This is a genomic window from Pseudomonas sp. 06C 126 (assembly GCF_001855215.1).
GTDB lineage: Bacteria > Pseudomonadota > Gammaproteobacteria > Pseudomonadales > Pseudomonadaceae > Aquipseudomonas > Aquipseudomonas proteolytica.
In genome coordinates this window covers 1-16,306 of the sequence record NZ_MIFU01000119.1, presented here as the reverse complement: position 1 = coordinate 16,306, position 16,306 = coordinate 1, and the positions used below count along the sequence as shown (strand labels likewise).

Here is a 16,306-nt window from a genome sequence, read left to right as displayed (position 1 = left end):
TTCAAATACCAGGAGTTTGATGCATGAAAGCGCAAGGGATATGTGCCAAGCAGTTTGAAGCGGTCCAGCAAGCCTTCGAGGACATGTTTGATGATCCACAAGAGCGTGGCGCCGGGCTCTGCGTGCAAGTAGATGGAGAGAGGGTTATCGACCTGTGGGCCGGTATGGCGGACCAGGAGGGGTCCAAGCCTTGGACCCGCGATACCCTGGCCAATACGTTTTGCGTGGTAAAACCCTATGTCGCGGTGGCTGTGCTGATGTTGGTCGAGCAGGGCAAGCTGGAGCTGGATGCGCCGGTGGCCCGTTACTGGCCCGAGTTCGCCCAAAGTGGCAAAGCCAAGGTGACCTTGCGCCAGGTGATGAACCACACTGCGGGCCTGCCGGCGCTGCGAGCCCCCGACCATAACCCCATGATGTTTGACTGGGACCATATGATACGGGTCCTGGAGGCCGAGCCGCTGTGGTGGGAGCCGGGCACAGACCTGGGGTATGGCACCACCACCTTCGGCTGGATTCTCGGCGAGTTGATTCGCAGGGTGGACGGGCGCGATGCCTGTGTCTTTATCCACGAAGAGATTCTGGACCCCCATGACCTCGACGTTCACCTTGGCGTGGACGAAAAGCACTTTCACCGTATCGCTCGTTTCGTCAATGCCACAGGCCGGGTCGGTGATCCCTACTCACAGGCGTTGCGGACCGTTCTGAAAAACCAGCCATTGCATATCGCGACATTTGCCTTCACCAACCCCGGCATGGTGCCTAGGCGCACAAATGACCCTCGCTGGTGGGCGTATCGGCAACCGGCGATATGTGGACACGGCACCGCTCACGGCCTGGCCGGTTTCTATAGCGCCTTGCTGGCGGGAAATTTTATCGGTCGCGAACTGCTCAACGAGTTCACCCAAGAGCACAGTCACGGCATGGACCGGACATGGATGCGCCCAATGCGTTATGGATTAGGTTGCATGCTGGAGCAGCAAATCGATCCGACGGCTTCGCTGGCCATGGGCCCCAATGCCTTTGGCCATCTCGGGCTGGGGGGGCCGGTGAGTTTCGCCGACCCCGAAAGTCGAGTGAGCTTTGGTTTTGTCACTACGACTTCGGGTAGCCATACGATGATTGATCCCCGTCCTGGCCGGCTATCGGCTCTTGTTTATGCGGCGCTTTGAAGGGGGCTAATGCTCACCCGTGCTTGATCTTTCAACTGGCGCAGAGGCGTTCATCGTGCAAGCGCCAGCGTGCTGGCCTTGCCCGGCAGGATGAGCGCCGCAGCTATCATGCCGAGCACGACCATGCACGCGGACACCAGAATGGCATAGCTAAAACCCTGTACCGAGCTTCCTCCGCCGGCCAGCACTGCAATGCTCACGGCCACACCCACAGCCAGGCCCACCGCAGAGCCGACTTCCTGGGTCGTGGTCAGCATGCCTCCCGCCAGCCCGTGATCCACTTCAGCCACGCCCTCGATACCGGCCACGGTCCACGCCGGAAACGCGATGCCATAACCCACGCCTGCCAACACCGTGCCGGGGAGGATGGAGAGAGCCCAGGACGTATCCACGGCCAACGACATGCCCAGCAGCGCAAGGCCGGCAATGAACAGGGTCATGCCGCCGAGAATGACTGGCTTGGTGTCTACCCTGGCAATCAGTGCCGGCCCGGCCCAGGCGCTGGAGAGGGTGAAGGCGACCGCCATCGGGAGCAGCCCAAGGCCGGTCTGGGTGGCCGTAAAACCGAGGATTTCCTGCATATACAGCGCAACCACGACAAACGTCGGCCCCAGTGCCGTGTTCGCCAACAGCGACACCAGGTTCGCGCCGCCCGTCAGGCGCCTGCAAAAAATCGGAAGGGGCATCAACGGGTATTCGACTTTGCTTTCGACCCAGACGAACAAGGCCAGTAGCCCCATGGCCAAAGCAATCAACCCATAGGTGACGGGAGACGAAAGGCCGACGTGCTCGCTGTTGGCAAACGCGAACACCAATGTTGCGGCCCCCGCAGCGACCAGAATCGCTCCGCCTATGTCCAGGCGCCTTGCGCCTATTGCGGCATCGCGTTGGCCCACCGGCAGGTTGCCTGCCAGGGCTATCACCAACATACCCACGGGCACGTTGATCCACAGCACCCAACGCCAGCCCATGAGGTCGGTGATCATCCCGCCGAGGATCAGGCCTGCGACGAATCCGCTCGCAGCCACCGCAGTCCAGGCACCCAGGGCTCGATTGCGTGAGGCCTGATCGGGGAAAAGCGCCAGTAGCAACGAAAACGCGGCGGGCGAAAATAAAGCCGCGCCAAAGCCTTGCATGGCCCGAGTGGCGATCAGCATGGCAGGGGTCTGTGAGAAGCCGCCAAGCAGGGAGCCCAGGGTAAAGATCATCAACCCGAGCAGGAACACCCGCCGGCGACCAAACATATCGGCGGCGCGCCCCCCCAACAGCAAAAAGCCTGCAATGGCGACGCCGTACGCGTTGATGACCCACTGCAAGGCGCCGGGCGTAAAGCCGAGGCTTTCCTGGATCTGCGGCAAAGGGATCATGGTGATGGAGAAGTCGAGCAGGGCGACGAATTGCGTCGTGCACAACAAGATGAGGCAGAGCCGCCAACGAGGGTGATTCATAGGGGTATCCTGATTGATATAGTTTTTCTAATGATGTTTAACTTCGCTAAACAAGGCTTATCATCAGACGCCCGTTGGCACAGTGGAAACGATCCTTTTTAGTCGCTGAATTTAGGAAAACTAAACTTCATGGCCACATCCCTTCCTTATCTGGCGTTACGTACCTTCGTTGAGGTAGGCCAGCGCGGCAGTATCAAGGCGGCTGCCCAGGCCCTGAACGTCACATCGGGTGCGGTCAGCCAACAGATTCGGCTTCTGGAGGATCGGGTAGGCATGCCGCTCTTCACCCGTGAGCGCAGCGGCTTGCGTCTTACTGAGGCCGGGGCCAGCGTGCATCCCGCCTTGCTCCAGGCGTTCGAACAGATCCAGGAGACGCTGCTGTCGCTGGAACAAGCCAAATCCTGGCAAACCCTGACGGTCAGTACCGTTGCCACGTTCGCGGCGTCGTGGCTGGTGCCGCGCCTGGGCCGTTTCAACCAGCGATATCCACACATCGAAGTGCGGGTCGAAGCGACGTCCGCCATCGCGGACATGCGCCGGGATCGAGTCGACGTTGCATTGCGCCATGGGCTTGGGGTCTATCCCAACCTGCACGTCACGCACTTGATGGCGCCGGTATTGGTGCCGGTGGCCAGCCCCTCCCTTGTGCCCGCAAACGCGGTGCTCACGCAGCCGCAGGATTGCCTCGAGTACCCTCTGTTGCACGACGCTGACCGCGCAGATTGGCCCTTATGGCTTTCGGCCCATGGCGTCGGCAACGACCCACGTGCCGAACGTGGGAGCGCTTTGGAAGATGACTTCCTGCTTATTCGCGCAGCAGAAGCCGGGCAGGGGCTCGCCCTGGTGCCAGTGGAATATGCGAAAGAGGAAATTGCGGCGGGCCGCCTCGTGCAAGTTTTGGACAAACCTTGGCCTGCACGATTTGCCTACTACGTCGTGACCCGGCCGGAGGCGATGCAACGTGATGAGGTCAAGGCGTTTGTGGAGTGGGTTATCGAAGAGGCCCAGGGCACTAGATAGTCCCAAGCCAAGGGGCCACGAGGCGCAAAAGTGTAAATCAGCGGCTGTTTTCGGCGTTGCGTTCACAACCCGTCACTTGAGGATAAGGTCGACAAACCAGCACCATATCCTCCTTCGGCTCAAAGCTGTGATCAAGCATGCAGCGTTGCGCCTGGGCTGTGCGCCCGATGCTGGCGACCTCCAGATTCGACCCGAGTGGTTTTGGATAGCCGCAGGCGTACATCACTGGCAGCGTTTCCTGATCATTGGCAAGTTCCGCCGAGAAGTGGCGTGATGCACCCGCTTTACGCCAGGTGACCTGCATACTTTCATACCGACCAGAATCGGGTTTTATTGGATAGAAGCCTTTATCTTCGCCATAGGGCAATGCTTCAAGTTGGGCGAGACTAAGCGGATGACCATTTTTTTCTTCGACGCAAGCGGGAATGTCCTTCGCTAATTCACAATACTCAAACCCATCTTTACGCTTGAAACCCAGGCGCTGCATACACTGGAAGTGCAGCACACGCTCGTTTATTGGGTAATGCATCATCGAACTGCCTACCGGGTCTCCACATTCCTCCATAGCCGCCCTGACACCGTCTGTGGTCGTGGACGTGCGTTGCCACCGCGTGAATTCGGCTGACGGCGGACAACCGGTGAGTAACAAAGACAGTGCGATCAGGGCCGGGAGGGTGATGATCTGACTTTTGCGGAACATACTGATCCTTGTTTGCTTGAGGCTGCGTCAATGTGCTTTGAATTTTTGGAATTTCAGGCGCGGTAATAGTCGCGCCACAGAGACATAAGGTGTTTTCAGCATGGCCTCAGGCGCATGAGCTAAATTCGCCCGGGCCTGAACGTACGCGTCGTACCCCCGGTGCCTTGGCGCAGGGGGACGCTGTACTGCCGAGGAACCGCCTAGAAGCTGTATTTCACATTGAACATCACGTTGCGCGGCGCCCCCCAGAACACTGTGCCGTAATTGCCAATACCACTGTAGTAGTGCTTGTCGAACAGATTGTTGACGTTGAGGGTAGCCTTCAGGTCGCGGGTGACATCATAGCCGCCAACCAGTCCCACCAGGGCGTAAGACTTCTGCTCGAATTTGGCGGTTGGGTCTTTGATCTCGTACCAATCCTCGTCGCTTGGCTTAAAGAACGTCGAACTCTGCCAGTAGGCATTGCCGCCCACGGTGAATTTGTGCCAATCGCCCTGCAAGCGGTAGTTGGTTGCCATCTTGAGCAGGTGCTGCGGCTGGTTGGTGGCCACGCGCCGGTCAGCCGCGTTATGGGACTCGGCAAAGGTGTAGCCGGCCATCACCTGCAGGTCATTCAGAAGTTCGCCGTTTACTTCCAACTCGACGCCGCGAGTCGTCACGCCTTTCTCTGCCCGATAGGCACTGCTACCGCTCGGTGTGCTACCGCCGGTGGGTACGGCGAAGTTGTCCTGCTTGAGCTCGAACAGCGCCATGCTGGCATTTAGGCGGTTGTCGAAGTAGGCGCCCTTGATGCCGACCTCATAACTTTCGCCGGTGAGCGGGTCGATAGGTTTACCGTCCGGGCCGAGGCTGTAGGCCTGCGGTTTGAAGATGTCGGTGTAGCTGGCGTAGACCGTGTGGTAGGCATCCAGGTCGTAGGTGATACCGGCATAAGGCACGATTTCGCTTGAGTTGGTGGCGCTGGCCGGAAGGCGGCGACCGATGGCGTTGATCGTGTCGATGTCCCATTTGTAGTCGACGATCCGTGCGCCCAGGATCACTGCCAGCGCGTCGGTCGGTTTAAGGATGGTGGCCGCGAACCCGACTTTCTGCCGTGCTTGGATATTGAAGGTCGACCACCATTCGAAGTCCCTCGGTGTCTCGCCATAGCCATCCCACTGGAATACATCGTCGATGATGCCATTGGTAACCCCGTCGTGGCGCTTGGACGTGGATTCGGTACGGGCGATGCTGTAGCCGAATACGGCTTCGTGCATGCGACCGCCCAGCGAAAACGGGCCGCGGGCATACAGGTCCAGGCCTTTTTCCTTGCTGGTAGTGTTGAACTTGCTCGCGGTGCCGCTGTTATTCACGTAGCCGCTGTCGCGGTCGACGTTGCCGCCGATGAAACCGTGGGAGATGCTTGCGTCGGCCTGAATGGCCTCACTGCTGATGCCCGAGATCAGCTCCCGCGAACGGTAGTCGCGGCTACTGGCGACCCCCTTGAGGACCCAGTCGTTGTCGAAGCTGTGGGCCAACTCCACGAAAGTGCGCTGGGTTTCCTGATTGCGCCAGGTCCAGCGATCGGCAGCGTTGGTGTCACGGTCGAACCTGGCCCTGCGGCCATCTATAAAGAACGCGGGCAGGGCACCGGTGGTGCTGCCGTTGTCATAGTTTTTCTGTATGTCGTGGCCGAGTGTGAGCAGGGTTTTCTCGCTCAAGTCGGCTTCCAGCACACCGTAGAAGGTATTTTGTTCGCCGGTCAGGTAGTCGACATAACTGCGCTGAGACTGCGTACCCGCGACCATGCGGCCACGGATATTGCCGCTGTCTGTCAACGGCCCGGCGAAGTCAAAATCGGCCTGGTATTTATCCCAGGAGCCTGCGCCGACACTGATATGGCCCTGCGCCTCGGCAGTCGGGCGCTTGCGCACCAGGTTGATGACCCCCGACGGATTGCCGGAGCCGTTGACCAGGCCGGTCGCACCCTTGAGTACTTCGACTCGGTCATAGATCAGGCTGTTGCCGATACTGTAGTTGTCGCGCAATGAGCCGCCGTCCGAGGACAGGCTGGGCACGCCATCGAACTGGAAGTTATCCAGCTTGAAACCGCGCGAATAGAAAGTGAAGGCCTCGGAGCTTTCCTGGTTGACGGTGATGCCGGGGGTTTGCTTCAGGACATCGGAGACACTTTGCAGATTCTGGTCGTCCATCTGCTGGCGTGTTACTACGCTGATTGACTGTGGCGTCTTGCGCAGGCTCAGGTCCAGGCGTGTGGCGGCGGCGGTTGCGCCGGTGGTGTAGGAACCACTGCCTTCTGTGGTGACGCTCAAGCTTTGGCCGGTGATGCTGGTTGCATCCAGTTGCAGCGCTGAACCGGCCTGCGCCTGAGGTGCAAGCACCCAATTGTTACCCACCAGCAGGGCCTCTAGCCCGCTGCCAGCCAGTAGTTGGGAAAATCCCTGCTCGGTGCTGAAGCGACCTTTTAGCCCGCGACTCTGCAGCCCCTCGGTCAGCGCTGCATCAAACGATAGCAGCACCCCGGCCTCGCGGGCGAAGCGGTTCAAGGTTGCTACCAACGGCCCAGGGGCAATGTCGTAAACGCGGCTGACCTCTTCGGCATGGGCCTGGGCGTCCGGTGACAGCAGCGGGGCCAGCATCCCGGCCTGCAGCGCGATGGCGCTGCCAAGCAGCAGGGGGGTGAGGTGTGTTCGGCGCGCGTGTGAGTAGATTGTCGCTCTAGACATGACAGCTCCTTAAAATGCCTGTTTGGGCGGTTTTCAGAAGAGCTCGTACGAGAGTGGCCAATCCGACAATGCAACTGAGAATTTCTTTCATTCGTTTGGTTTAAACGGCCGGGGTGAGCCTGACCCAATAGCGCGTCCAGGTATTGACCTTCAGCTTTAGCGCCCCGGCGATTGCCACCAGTGCGCGGTCGGTGTCATCCAACGGGTACACCCCAGCGAGACGCAGCTGCGCTACATCGTCACTACAGCTCAACACACCCGGGCGGTAACGCTGGAGTTCGGCCAGGGCGCGGCGCAGCGGCCAGCCGTCCAACACCAACTGACCATCGCGCCACACAGTGCTGGCAAGGTCAGCCGGACGGGGCTTGGACAGCGGCCCGCTGTTGAACGCCAGGGCCATGCCGGCATCGACCCGCACCTCGTGTTCGCTTGCGGCGTTGTGCACCGCGACAGCATGTTCGATGACGATCAGCTCGGTGCGGTCTGCATGCAGGCGCACGTTGAAGCGGGTACCGAGGGCGCGCATTCGGCCATGCACCGTGTGCACGCGCAACGGGCGTGGGTCGTTAGCGGTGTAAACGGCAATCTCGCCCTCGACCAGTTCTATCAGCCGCTGGTCTGCGCTGTAGCGGATATCGACGGCAGAATCTGTATTGAGCGTCAGCCGCGTGCCGTCCTCCAAGGTCAGGCTGCGGCGTTCGCCCTTGACGGTGCGCACGTCGGCCAACCAAACCGGCGAGTGGCGATAACCCGTCCAGACAGCCCCTGAAACGCCAAGACCCAGCACCAGGCCCTTGAGTAGCGTACGCCGCCCCAGTTCCCCATGGCCTGCGACAAGGGTGTGCCGTGCCAGCGGACCGGGAACACCGGCAAGATCTGCCTGCAACCGCTCAAGGCGCTCCCACGCCCAACCGTGCAACGGCGACTGATCGAGCCAGACCTGCCACTGCCTGCGGTTATCCGCACAGTCACGCGCCGCGTGGAGCCGCGCATGCCATTGCGCCGCCTCGCGCAGGGCTTTGCGTTGATCGGAAGGATTCATAGTTGCGCATCGAAAGCAAACAGCAGGCACCGCTCTGTCGCCTTGGCCATGTACTTGGTCACCGAGCTGACGGACACCCCGAGGCGCCGCGCGACATCAGCGTAGCTCAGGCCATCGAGCTGTACGTACAGGAAGGTATCGCGCACTTTCTGGCCCAGGCCGTCGAGCATGGCGTCCAGTTGCATCAGGGTTTCCAGCATCAGTAGGCGCTGTTCGGGGGAGCACTCCTCGAGGAGCGGCTGGCTGCCCAGAAACTCAATATAGGCCTGCTCCAGGTTGCGTCGGCGCAATTGGTCGATCATCACCCTGCGGGCTACCGTAGCCAGGAAGCTGCGCGGCTCTCTCAATGGTTGGCGCAGTGCGCTGCTGATCAGGCGCACGAACGTGTCCTGGGTAATATCCGCCGCACGATCTGCATCACCTAGGCGCCTACGCACCCAGCCCTGAAGCCATTGGCTGTGGTCGCGATAGAGCGCATGCATATCATCCTGGGGGGAGGATTCGGGCGACTGAGGGTAGGACACCTAGATCTTCCTGGTTACAAGATGCGGATAAGAATGGATCTTAATTATAAGCGGACGAGGAAGGTTTGCAATGCAGTAGAAGGGGGCGATTCAAGTACGCGAATAGGTTGGGGACGCTGCCAGGCCCTCGGCAGTGCTACAGCGTCCTGCGTAGGGAAGGTATGCCCGCACCGTTTCTGCGCGGGCTCGGTCATATACTGGGTGACGCCATCCGCGCCTGAACGAATGCATCTACAAGAATGGTAGTACGCGAGTTTGGCACGCGATGCTTAAAGCCCCCATCGCCCAAGCTCAGGCCTGCGCTCGTCAAGTAACAGCGCAGGTGCCATCGCGCTCGCGATGTTCAGCAAATGCATGTCGGTAAATACCGGGGATAGCAACTGCACGCCAATCGGCATTTGTGCTTCGTCGAATCCGGCGGGGAGGGCGATTGCCGGCGTGCCGAGGTAGTTACTGGCTCGACTGAACTTGCCAATACTGGCGTGATCAGCGTCCTGGTCATCAAGGGGCAGGGCCCCATGGCCGCTGACAGGCATCAATAGAACCCCGGATGAGCCGATCGCTCGGGTGAATGCCTCGGCTGCGTATGCACGCTGTGCAACGGCGCTTTCGTAGGCGTCACGGCTGATATCGGCGCCGGCAAGGATTCGATTGCGTACAACCTTCCAGAGCAGTTGTTCGGGGTCATGTGCAAGGTGACCAAACTCGCGATACCCCTCATAAGCAATGATCATCGAGTTGCACTCGGAAAGCCGACCGATCGCTAACTCATCATCTGGAACCCAGTACTCCAGCGTCCAGCCGGCCGTGCCCAGCTTGGCCAAGGCTTGATCCCACACCCTGCGGGCGCCAATGGACAGGGCACTGGGGAACGCACTCTGGTCCAGTACCAACACTGTGCCCGGCTGGGGTGGCACCAGCTCACTTGCAAGTTCAGCCTGAACGTTCAACCCATTGTCCGTAGAAGGGCTGGCAAGGATGGCGGTAAGTGTGTGGGCATCGTAAACGTCGCGGGCGATTGGGCCCAGCACGTCCAGGCTGGGAGCGAGTGGCACGACACCGTCCAGGCTGATGAGCCCGCTGGACGGTTTGAAGCCGACCAAGTGATTCAGCGATGCGGGAGCCCGTATCGATCCGCCGGTATCACCACCCACTGCAATCGGGACCAGGCCTGCTGCAACAGCAACCGCCGCGCCTGAAGAGGATCCGCCCGGCGCGCGATGCAGCTTGGCGTCCCAGGGGTTCCAGGGCGTGCCTCGGGTCGGATTCTGCCCGGATAAACCGAAGGCAAATTCGGTCATCTGGGTCTTGCCCACGATCACCATGCCGGCCGCTTGTAATCGTTGCGCGACGGTGCTGGTCACGGAGCTGATCGTGGTCAGACGGCTCAACGACCCTGCCGACGCCAGGGTGTTGGCGATCTCGATATTGTCCTTGATGGCAACCGGTACGCCATGCAGTGGACTCAATGTGTGTCCGGTATCGAGCGCGCGGTCGGCGGCATCGGCTGCCGCCAGGGCCTGCTCGGCGAAGACTACAGTGAAGGCGTTAAGCGCACTGCTGCAAGCAATACGGTCCAGAAAGTACTGGGTGACCGCGCGTGAGGTGGTCTGCCGGGTAGCGATCAGATGGGCAATCTGCAGGGCAGTCTGGAAACAAAGGTCTTCGGATGGTTCGCGCATAATTTCTATCTAAGATATGTGGGTCGGTATCCCCGTGTTCGACCGTCGTTCACGGGGATCGCATCGCGGTGTCCGAGCCAGTGGCTATTTCAGTGGTTTCCCGGCTGTTTCTGGCATTTTGATGAACGTAATCAGGGTGAGCGCGGCGCCCGCGAGCACGTAATAGAAGAACCAGCTCTCTTGACCGTGGCTCTGCAGCCAGGTCAGCAGATAAGGCGTGGTACCGCCGAGCAATGCCACCATCAGGTTGTAGGGCGCACCAATGCCGACGGCGCGAACGCTGCTGGGGAATTGTTCAGACATGATTGCGGGCGCAATCGAGGTATAAAGCGCGTAGAGCAACAGGCCGAACAACTCCACCATCAGGATCGATGAGAACGTCGGCTGCATGCTGGTGATAATCGGGTAGAAGAACAGCAGGTAACCCAGGGCAAAAGCGATCAGTTGCGGCTTGCGCCCGAACTTGTCCGAGAGCATGCCGAAGAGTGGGTGCACGAGCATGAACGCGACCATTGCCACCGTATTCGCCGCAAAGGCTGTGGAGGACTCCACGTGCAGTGCTCGGATGGCATAGGTCGGGATGTAGATGACGAACAGGTAAAAGGCAAAGGTGCTGAGGATCGAAAAGCCCACGATCCGCAGGGTTTCGCGCGGATAATCACGCAGCAGGGTGCGCAGCGGTTGCTTCTCTACCTTCTTGGTTTTTTGCGTTGAGGCTTCTGCTTCAGGCACCGACATACGCAGCCAAATGCCTGCGATACCGCCCAAGGCGCCGAGCAAGAACGGAATGCGCCAGCCGAACTCCCTCATCTGCTCGTCGGTGAGGACGGTGGTCAGTGCCCAGCCAATCGCCGAAGCGGTCAGAATGCCCGCAGCGGAACTAAAGAATACAAAACTCGAAAAGAAGCCGCGACGGTGGTCTGGCGCCAACTCGGCAAGGTAAGTAGAGGCTGACGCGTATTCGCCGCCCAGCGACAAGCCTTGCATCAGTCGCGCGATTACCAGCAAAACCGGCGCCAGCAGGCCGATCTGCTCGTAGGTGGGGGTTATGCCGATCATCAGGGAGCCGCCGGCCATCAGCATGATGGTGACGCCCAGCGCTGATTTGCGGCCATAGCGATCAGAGTAGATCCCCAGGGCCCAGCCACCGATGGGACGCATGAAGAAACCTACGGCGAAAATAGCGAAAGTCGCTAGCAATGACGCCGTTTCGTCAGTTTTCGGAAAGAATTGGGTAGAAAAGAACACCGCGAACGACGCATAGATCGTCCAGTCAAACCACTCCACCGCATTGCCAATGCTGCCAGCAGCAATTTTGCGCGCGGTTGATACCTGCGGCTTTGCCGCGTGGGACGTTTGAGTCGCATAATTCATTGGCTTGTGCCTTTGGGTTTGAATTGTAATTATTTTTAGACATGTGCGGCCTTGTTTTGTTTTAATTTAGCCACTTGAGCGAAGGTATTGTAAGAATATGGTCTCGTCAACCGTTGATGCGGATGAAAAAAGACATGTTGCGCTGGATGAAACGGATCTGGCCTGCCTGATTGCACTGCAAGCCAACCCTCGTGGCACCTGGCGGGATCTGAGTGCCTGCTGCGATGTGGCGGAGCGTACGCTGTCGCGGCGCCTGCAACGCTTGATGGACAGTGGTTACATCCGGGTCATCGGCGAGCTCGATCCGGTTGTCGTCGGGAGCGGCCCGGTGCTGCATGCATGGATCCGGGTAGCCGACGGGCGCCAGCGGGAAGTGGCGGAGCATCTGGCGCAGTTGCCGCAGACCCAGGTGGTCATGGCGACAACGGGAGAGTTCGACATCTTCACCGAGATCAACTTACCCAGTGTGGAAGCGCTTTCTGACATGGTGGTGCAGGAGTTGCCGCTGGTGCCTGGGGTAAGGCAGGTGCAAACGCAAGTGGTACTCAGATCGTTCAGGCGAGCCAGTCGCTGGCGTATCGATGGTTCGGTGCCGACTGAGCCGGTGCTGGCCGGGCCGGTAAGCCTGAGTGCTGACGAAATGCGGCTACTGGGCGCGTTAATGCTCGATGGAAGGGCCAGCCTGGGCGTGCTTGCTGAAACCTGCGGCGTCAGTGAGCCCAAGGTCCAGCGCATGCTAAGTGGGCTGGTCGACAGTAATGCCCTGACATTTCGCGTGGAACTGGAGCCTCTGTTGGTGGGCTACGGGGTCGAGGCGATTGTGTCGCTCCAAACCCGACCGGGTGCGGCAGAGGGTATTGCCCAGGCGCTGGCAAAGGATGAACACACGCGTTGCCTGTTTGGTACCAGTGGCGGTTCGCAGTTGTTTTGGCATGTCTTGTGTCGTGATATTCATGATCTGTGGAGCGTCTCAACCACGCGGATGGGCGCCTTGGAGGGGATCATTTCTTGTGAGACCAATACGGTGGTAAGAGCCTACAAAAGAGCGGGGCGCGTGCGTCGAGGGCTTATGGTTGAGTAGTGTTGCGGCCCATCGACAAGGAGTTTGTATGCAACGGGTGATGATTGTGGGCCAACCTGGGTCTGGCAAAAGCACGTTGGCGCGTAAGCTTGGCCAGTGCACCGGATTGCCAGTGGTTCATATCGACACTATCCACTGGCAGCCAGGATGGGTTGAACGAACCTGGGACGAGAAGACGCGGCTTTGTCTTGAGGTCGAGGCCCGCGATAACTGGATATTCGAGGGTGGCCATTCAGCCACGTGGGACAACCGAGTGGCCCGTGCAGATCTTTTGATCTGGATTGATCGTTCAGCGCCGCTTCGATTCTTGCGCGTCCTGCTCAGAGCGCTGCTCCATCGCGGGAAGTCTCGGCCTGACTTGCCCGAGAACTGCCCCGAAATGCTGGCGAACCTGCCGGAGTTTTTTGCATTCATGTGGCGGACGAAAAAATCAGCGCGGGCAAAGATGCAGCACCTCGTGGCAACTGCACCAGCCGCTTGCCGTGTGGTTCATCTGCGGTCCAATCGGGACACCAGGATTTTTCTCGCAAGCATTGGAAGTTCGACTGGCCCGGCTCCGCGAGATTGATCGGCGCTTACCTCATTGTCACGGTGACTTTGCCTCTCGATCTGCCCTGTTCGACGTACCGCAGCGCCTTGGCTATGGACTCAAAAGGGAACGTTCGGTCAATGACCGGCTTGATGACACCTGTCTCGATAAGCGAAGTGATTTTCTGCAGTTGTGTCCCGTTGGCACGCATAAACAAAAATGCATAGTTCACCCCCTGTTTGCGCGCTTTCCTGCGAATGCCGCTGCTCAGCAGGCGCATCACTTGCCCCAGCACCCAGGACAAGCCTTGCGCTTGGGCAAATTGCGCAGTCGGCGGCCCCGAAAGGGAAATAAGCTGTCCGCCCGGCTTGAGCACCTTGAGCGACTTCTCCAGTAGCGCGGTGCCGAGGCTGTGCAACACCACGTCGAAATCGCGCAACTCGTGTGCAAAATCCTGATGTGTGTAATCAATCACCACATCCGCCCCGAGTGCTTTCACCCATTGGACGTTCGCCGTGCTGGTGGTGGTCGCGACGAAGGCTCCGAGGTGTTTGGCAAGTTGAATGGCCAGCGTGCCGACACCGCCGGATCCGGCATGAATCAGCACCTTTTGGCCTTTTTTCAGTTGGGCGGTCTCGACCAGCGCCTGCCAGGCCGTCAAGGCGGCCAAGGGGATGGACGCCGCTTGGGCCATGTCCAGGTTCGCCGGCTTTAGCGCGAGGGCGTTTTCGTCCACGGCGATCAGTTCGGCAAACGTCCCGATCCGCGCCTCCGGGGGACGTGCGTAGACTTCGTCGCCCGGCTTGAATCGCTCCACCGCCGCGCCTGTGCGAATGACCACTCCGGCCAGGTCGTTGCCCAGTACCAATGGAAAGGTATAGGGCAGGATCAGTTTGAAGTCCCCCGTTTTAATCTTCGAGTCCAACGGGTTCACGCTTGTCGCATGCACCTGGATCAGCACGTCGTGCACACCCACCGCAGGGTCAGGCATGTCGCCAATCATTGCGCTCTGCTTGCCGTAGCGTTCGATAAAAAATGCCTTCATGTTGCAGCTGCCCTTGTCGGTGGATCGAGAGTGGGGTGAGGCCGGCCGGCTCGATAATAGTCAGACTTGCGTCAAATAGCGTTGCGCCACGGTGGACTGCCTGATTTGCGACAAAAGGCCCTGACGTGCGGTTTGCAGGGTATCCCAGCGCTCGCCTTCCTGCAGCGCGGGAATGCTCACCGGTTCGCGACGATCGAAGCCGACCAGCGCCGCATCGACCAAATCACCCACTTCCATGATTTCGCTCAAGGTATTGATGTCGATACCGGCGCGGTCCCAGATCTCTGTGCGGGTGGCGGCTGGCAATACGGCTTGCACGTAAACCCCCTGAGGCGAAAGCTCCAGGCTCAGGCCTTGGGAAAGGAACAGCACAAACGCCTTGGTCGCCCCATAGACCGACATGCCGAACTCCGGTGCCAGCCCCACCACGGAGCCGATATTGATGATCGCGCCTTCACCTGCTTTGGCCAGGCGTGGTGCGATGGCGCTGGCCAACCGCACCAACGCGGTGGTGTTGAGGGCCACCAGTTGCGCAACACTATCCGTGCTTTGCTCGATGAACGTGCCGGACTGTGCGGCGCCGGCATTGTTGACGAGGATGCCAATGCGCGCGTCATCACGCAGGCGCGCTTCGACGGTGTGCAGGTCGCTGAGTTGAGTCAGGTCGGCCTGAAGCACTTCAATGGCGACGCTGTGTTCGCCACGCAACGTCGCAGCCAGCGTTTCCAGGCGCGAATGGTCGCGAGCGACCAACACCAGGTCGTGCCCGCGTTGGGCGAAACGCTCGGCGTAAACCGCGCCGATGCCAGTGGACGCACCAGTGATAAGAACGGTAGGGCGAGTAGTCATGATGTGGGCTCTTGGTCTGGAATATGGATTGGGATTGCTGCAGCGATAAACCTGATTCGGTGGGCATGTCGCTGGCATTTAGGATGATGATCGAAATCTAAGCTGTCAACAGTTTTGATTATGATCAGCATCTATGTATGATCGGCTGATGAATTTCAGCGGTGCAGAGGTATCGAATATGCGAGTGTCCAAGGTCCAGGCCCAGGCAAATCGGGAGCACATTGTCGAAACAGCCTCAAAGGTGTTTCGCGAGCGCGGTTTTGATGGTGTCGGCGTGGCCGACCTGATGGCCGCCGCCGGTTTTACCCACGGCGGTTTCTACAAACATTTTGGCTCGAAGGCTGACCTGATGGCGCAAGCGTCGGCCAACAGTCTTGCGCAGTCATTGGCCAGCGCCGAAGCCATGAGCGTGAAGGATTTCATTGACGTGTACGTGTCCAGGGAGCATCGCGACGGGCGCTCCACGGGTTGCACCATGGCAGCGTTGTGCGGTGACGCGGCGCGTCAGTCCACCGAGTTGAAATCGGCCTTCGCTGAAGGTATCGAGCACATGTTGCAAACACTCGGTGAAAAATACCCGACCGGGCCGGATGCGGCGCCGGGGGAGGCGAGGGTGAAGATGATCGACCTGCTGGCGCGCGCGGTCGGTGCGATCATGTTGTCGCGCGCCTGTCCTGACGACTCGGCGTTGGCCGATGAAATTCTGGCGGTATGTCACACGCAAATGAGCGAATCATTACCTACTCAGTCGTAGGCTCATTTCGTCTTTGGCCCATACCTTTCAAAAACAGCTGTTTGGCCAATTGCCCTGAATTAAGGGCCAGTACTGACCTGTGGCGAGCGGGCTTGCCCCGCGCTGGGCGGCGAAGCCGCCCCAATAGCCTCACCCCGTTCTGCCAGATATATCGAGGTGGCTGGTTTTGGGGTTGCTACGCAACCCAGCGGGGGACAAGCCCCCTAGCCACATGGGGGTGAACAGCTGGCTTTTCGTGGCGAGCGGGCTTGCCCCGCGCTGGGCGGCGAAGCCGCCCCAATAGCCTCACCACGGTCTGCCAGATATACCGGGATGGCTGGTTTTGGGGCTGCGTTGCAACCCAGCGGGGGACAAGCCCCCTAG

14 protein-coding genes are annotated in these 16,306 nt (G+C 59.6%); 5 read left to right on the top strand and 9 right to left on the bottom strand.

The features are described from left to right. Positions 1 to 23: 23 nt before the first annotated feature. The gene (locus BHC62_RS22765) at positions 24 to 1,169 is read left to right on the top strand and encodes a serine hydrolase domain-containing protein (RefSeq protein WP_070996239.1); all 1,146 of its coding nucleotides are present in this window, start codon (positions 24 to 26) and stop codon (positions 1,167 to 1,169) included. Between the two features lie 50 nt (positions 1,170 to 1,219). Here the strand turns inward: BHC62_RS22765 and BHC62_RS22760 are convergent, their stop codons facing one another. Further along, positions 1,220 to 2,617, bottom strand: a complete 1,398-nt coding sequence (locus BHC62_RS22760) for an MFS transporter (protein WP_070996238.1) — start codon at positions 2,615 to 2,617, stop codon at positions 1,220 to 1,222. A gap of 129 nt (positions 2,618 to 2,746) precedes the next feature. On the opposite strand from BHC62_RS22760, the gene BHC62_RS22755 reads away from it, so the two are divergent. Then, complete coding sequence (locus tag BHC62_RS22755; RefSeq protein WP_070996237.1) at positions 2,747 to 3,637, top strand: LysR substrate-binding domain-containing protein; 891 nt, start codon at positions 2,747 to 2,749, stop codon at positions 3,635 to 3,637. Positions 3,638 to 3,674: 37 nt separating this feature from the next. Here BHC62_RS22755 and BHC62_RS22750 read toward each other — a convergent pair whose 3' ends face one another. The 6 genes from BHC62_RS22750 to BHC62_RS22725 form a co-directional block, all read right to left on the bottom strand. Beyond that, positions 3,675 to 4,337 carry a hypothetical protein gene (locus BHC62_RS22750; RefSeq protein ID WP_070996236.1) on the bottom strand — a complete coding sequence of 221 codons (663 nt, stop codon included), beginning with the start codon at positions 4,335 to 4,337 and terminating at the stop codon, positions 3,675 to 3,677. A 200-nt stretch (positions 4,338 to 4,537) separates the two neighbouring features. Then, a complete protein-coding gene (locus tag BHC62_RS22745) occupies positions 4,538 to 7,063 on the bottom strand; it encodes a TonB-dependent siderophore receptor (protein WP_070996235.1) in 2,526 nt (841 codons plus the stop codon). Between the two features lie 100 nt (positions 7,064 to 7,163). Then, entirely contained in the window at positions 7,164 to 8,105 is a 942-nt protein-coding gene (locus BHC62_RS22740; RefSeq protein WP_029290611.1) for a FecR domain-containing protein, read from the bottom strand. Then, positions 8,102 to 8,587 (bottom strand): sigma-70 family RNA polymerase sigma factor, encoded by a 486-nt coding sequence (locus BHC62_RS22735; RefSeq protein ID WP_070996234.1) that lies wholly within the window; start codon positions 8,585 to 8,587, stop codon positions 8,102 to 8,104. The genes BHC62_RS22740 and BHC62_RS22735 overlap by 4 nt, the downstream gene beginning before the upstream one ends. A gap of 311 nt (positions 8,588 to 8,898) precedes the next feature. Continuing rightward, positions 8,899 to 10,311, bottom strand: coding sequence for an amidase (locus BHC62_RS22730; protein WP_070996233.1), 1,413 nt, complete (start codon positions 10,309 to 10,311; stop codon positions 8,899 to 8,901). Positions 10,312 to 10,395: 84 nt separating this feature from the next. After that, entirely contained in the window at positions 10,396 to 11,685 is a 1,290-nt protein-coding gene (locus BHC62_RS22725; protein ID WP_070996232.1) for an MFS transporter, read from the bottom strand. 97 nt (positions 11,686 to 11,782) lie between these two features. Between BHC62_RS22725 and BHC62_RS22720 the strand changes: the two genes are divergently transcribed. Together BHC62_RS22720 and BHC62_RS29105 are read left to right on the top strand one after the other, a co-directional pair. Continuing rightward, a complete protein-coding gene (locus BHC62_RS22720) occupies positions 11,783 to 12,766 on the top strand; it encodes an Lrp/AsnC family transcriptional regulator (protein ID WP_070996231.1) in 984 nt (327 codons plus the stop codon). A gap of 28 nt (positions 12,767 to 12,794) precedes the next feature. Next, on the top strand, positions 12,795 to 13,334 hold the full coding sequence (locus BHC62_RS29105; RefSeq protein WP_029290620.1) for an ATPase AAA: 540 nt from the start codon (positions 12,795 to 12,797) through the stop codon (positions 13,332 to 13,334). A 7-nt stretch (positions 13,335 to 13,341) separates the two neighbouring features. Here BHC62_RS29105 and BHC62_RS22710 read toward each other — a convergent pair whose 3' ends face one another. Both BHC62_RS22710 and BHC62_RS22705 read right to left on the bottom strand, forming a co-directional pair. Next, positions 13,342 to 14,340 carry an NADP-dependent oxidoreductase gene (locus tag BHC62_RS22710; RefSeq protein WP_070996230.1) on the bottom strand — a complete coding sequence of 333 codons (999 nt, stop codon included), beginning with the start codon at positions 14,338 to 14,340 and terminating at the stop codon, positions 13,342 to 13,344. A 60-nt stretch (positions 14,341 to 14,400) separates the two neighbouring features. Beyond that, positions 14,401 to 15,189, bottom strand: coding sequence for an SDR family oxidoreductase (locus tag BHC62_RS22705; protein WP_070996229.1), 789 nt, complete (start codon positions 15,187 to 15,189; stop codon positions 14,401 to 14,403). 178 nt (positions 15,190 to 15,367) lie between these two features. On the opposite strand from BHC62_RS22705, the gene BHC62_RS22700 reads away from it, so the two are divergent. Continuing rightward, positions 15,368 to 15,943 carry a TetR/AcrR family transcriptional regulator gene (locus tag BHC62_RS22700; RefSeq protein ID WP_070996341.1) on the top strand — a complete coding sequence of 192 codons (576 nt, stop codon included), beginning with the start codon at positions 15,368 to 15,370 and terminating at the stop codon, positions 15,941 to 15,943. Positions 15,944 to 16,306 lie beyond the last annotated feature (363 nt).

Excerpts from the sequence above, each read along its gene's own strand:
- BHC62_RS22765 (WP_070996239.1), top strand. The coding sequence starts at position 24 with ATGAAAGCGCAAGGGATATGTGCCAAGCAGTTTGAAGCGGTCCAGCAA.
- BHC62_RS22760 (WP_070996238.1), bottom strand. The coding sequence starts at position 2,617 with ATGAATCACCCTCGTTGGCGGCTCTGCCTCATCTTGTTGTGCACGACG.
- BHC62_RS22755 (WP_070996237.1), top strand. The coding sequence starts at position 2,747 with ATGGCCACATCCCTTCCTTATCTGGCGTTACGTACCTTCGTTGAGGTA.
- BHC62_RS22750 (WP_070996236.1), bottom strand. The coding sequence starts at position 4,337 with ATGTTCCGCAAAAGTCAGATCATCACCCTCCCGGCCCTGATCGCACTG.
- BHC62_RS22745 (WP_070996235.1), bottom strand. The coding sequence starts at position 7,063 with ATGTCTAGAGCGACAATCTACTCACACGCGCGCCGAACACACCTCACC.
- BHC62_RS22740 (WP_029290611.1), bottom strand. The coding sequence starts at position 8,105 with ATGAATCCTTCCGATCAACGCAAAGCCCTGCGCGAGGCGGCGCAATGG.
- BHC62_RS22735 (WP_070996234.1), bottom strand. The coding sequence starts at position 8,587 with ATGCATGCGCTCTATCGCGACCACAGCCAATGGCTTCAGGGCTGGGTG.
- BHC62_RS22730 (WP_070996233.1), bottom strand. The coding sequence starts at position 10,311 with ATGCGCGAACCATCCGAAGACCTTTGTTTCCAGACTGCCCTGCAGATT.
- BHC62_RS22725 (WP_070996232.1), bottom strand. The coding sequence starts at position 11,685 with ATGAATTATGCGACTCAAACGTCCCACGCGGCAAAGCCGCAGGTATCA.
- BHC62_RS22720 (WP_070996231.1), top strand. The coding sequence starts at position 11,783 with ATGGTCTCGTCAACCGTTGATGCGGATGAAAAAAGACATGTTGCGCTG.
- BHC62_RS29105 (WP_029290620.1), top strand. The coding sequence starts at position 12,795 with ATGCAACGGGTGATGATTGTGGGCCAACCTGGGTCTGGCAAAAGCACG.
- BHC62_RS22710 (WP_070996230.1), bottom strand. The coding sequence starts at position 14,340 with ATGAAGGCATTTTTTATCGAACGCTACGGCAAGCAGAGCGCAATGATT.
- BHC62_RS22705 (WP_070996229.1), bottom strand. The coding sequence starts at position 15,189 with ATGACTACTCGCCCTACCGTTCTTATCACTGGTGCGTCCACTGGCATC.
- BHC62_RS22700 (WP_070996341.1), top strand. The coding sequence starts at position 15,368 with ATGCGAGTGTCCAAGGTCCAGGCCCAGGCAAATCGGGAGCACATTGTC.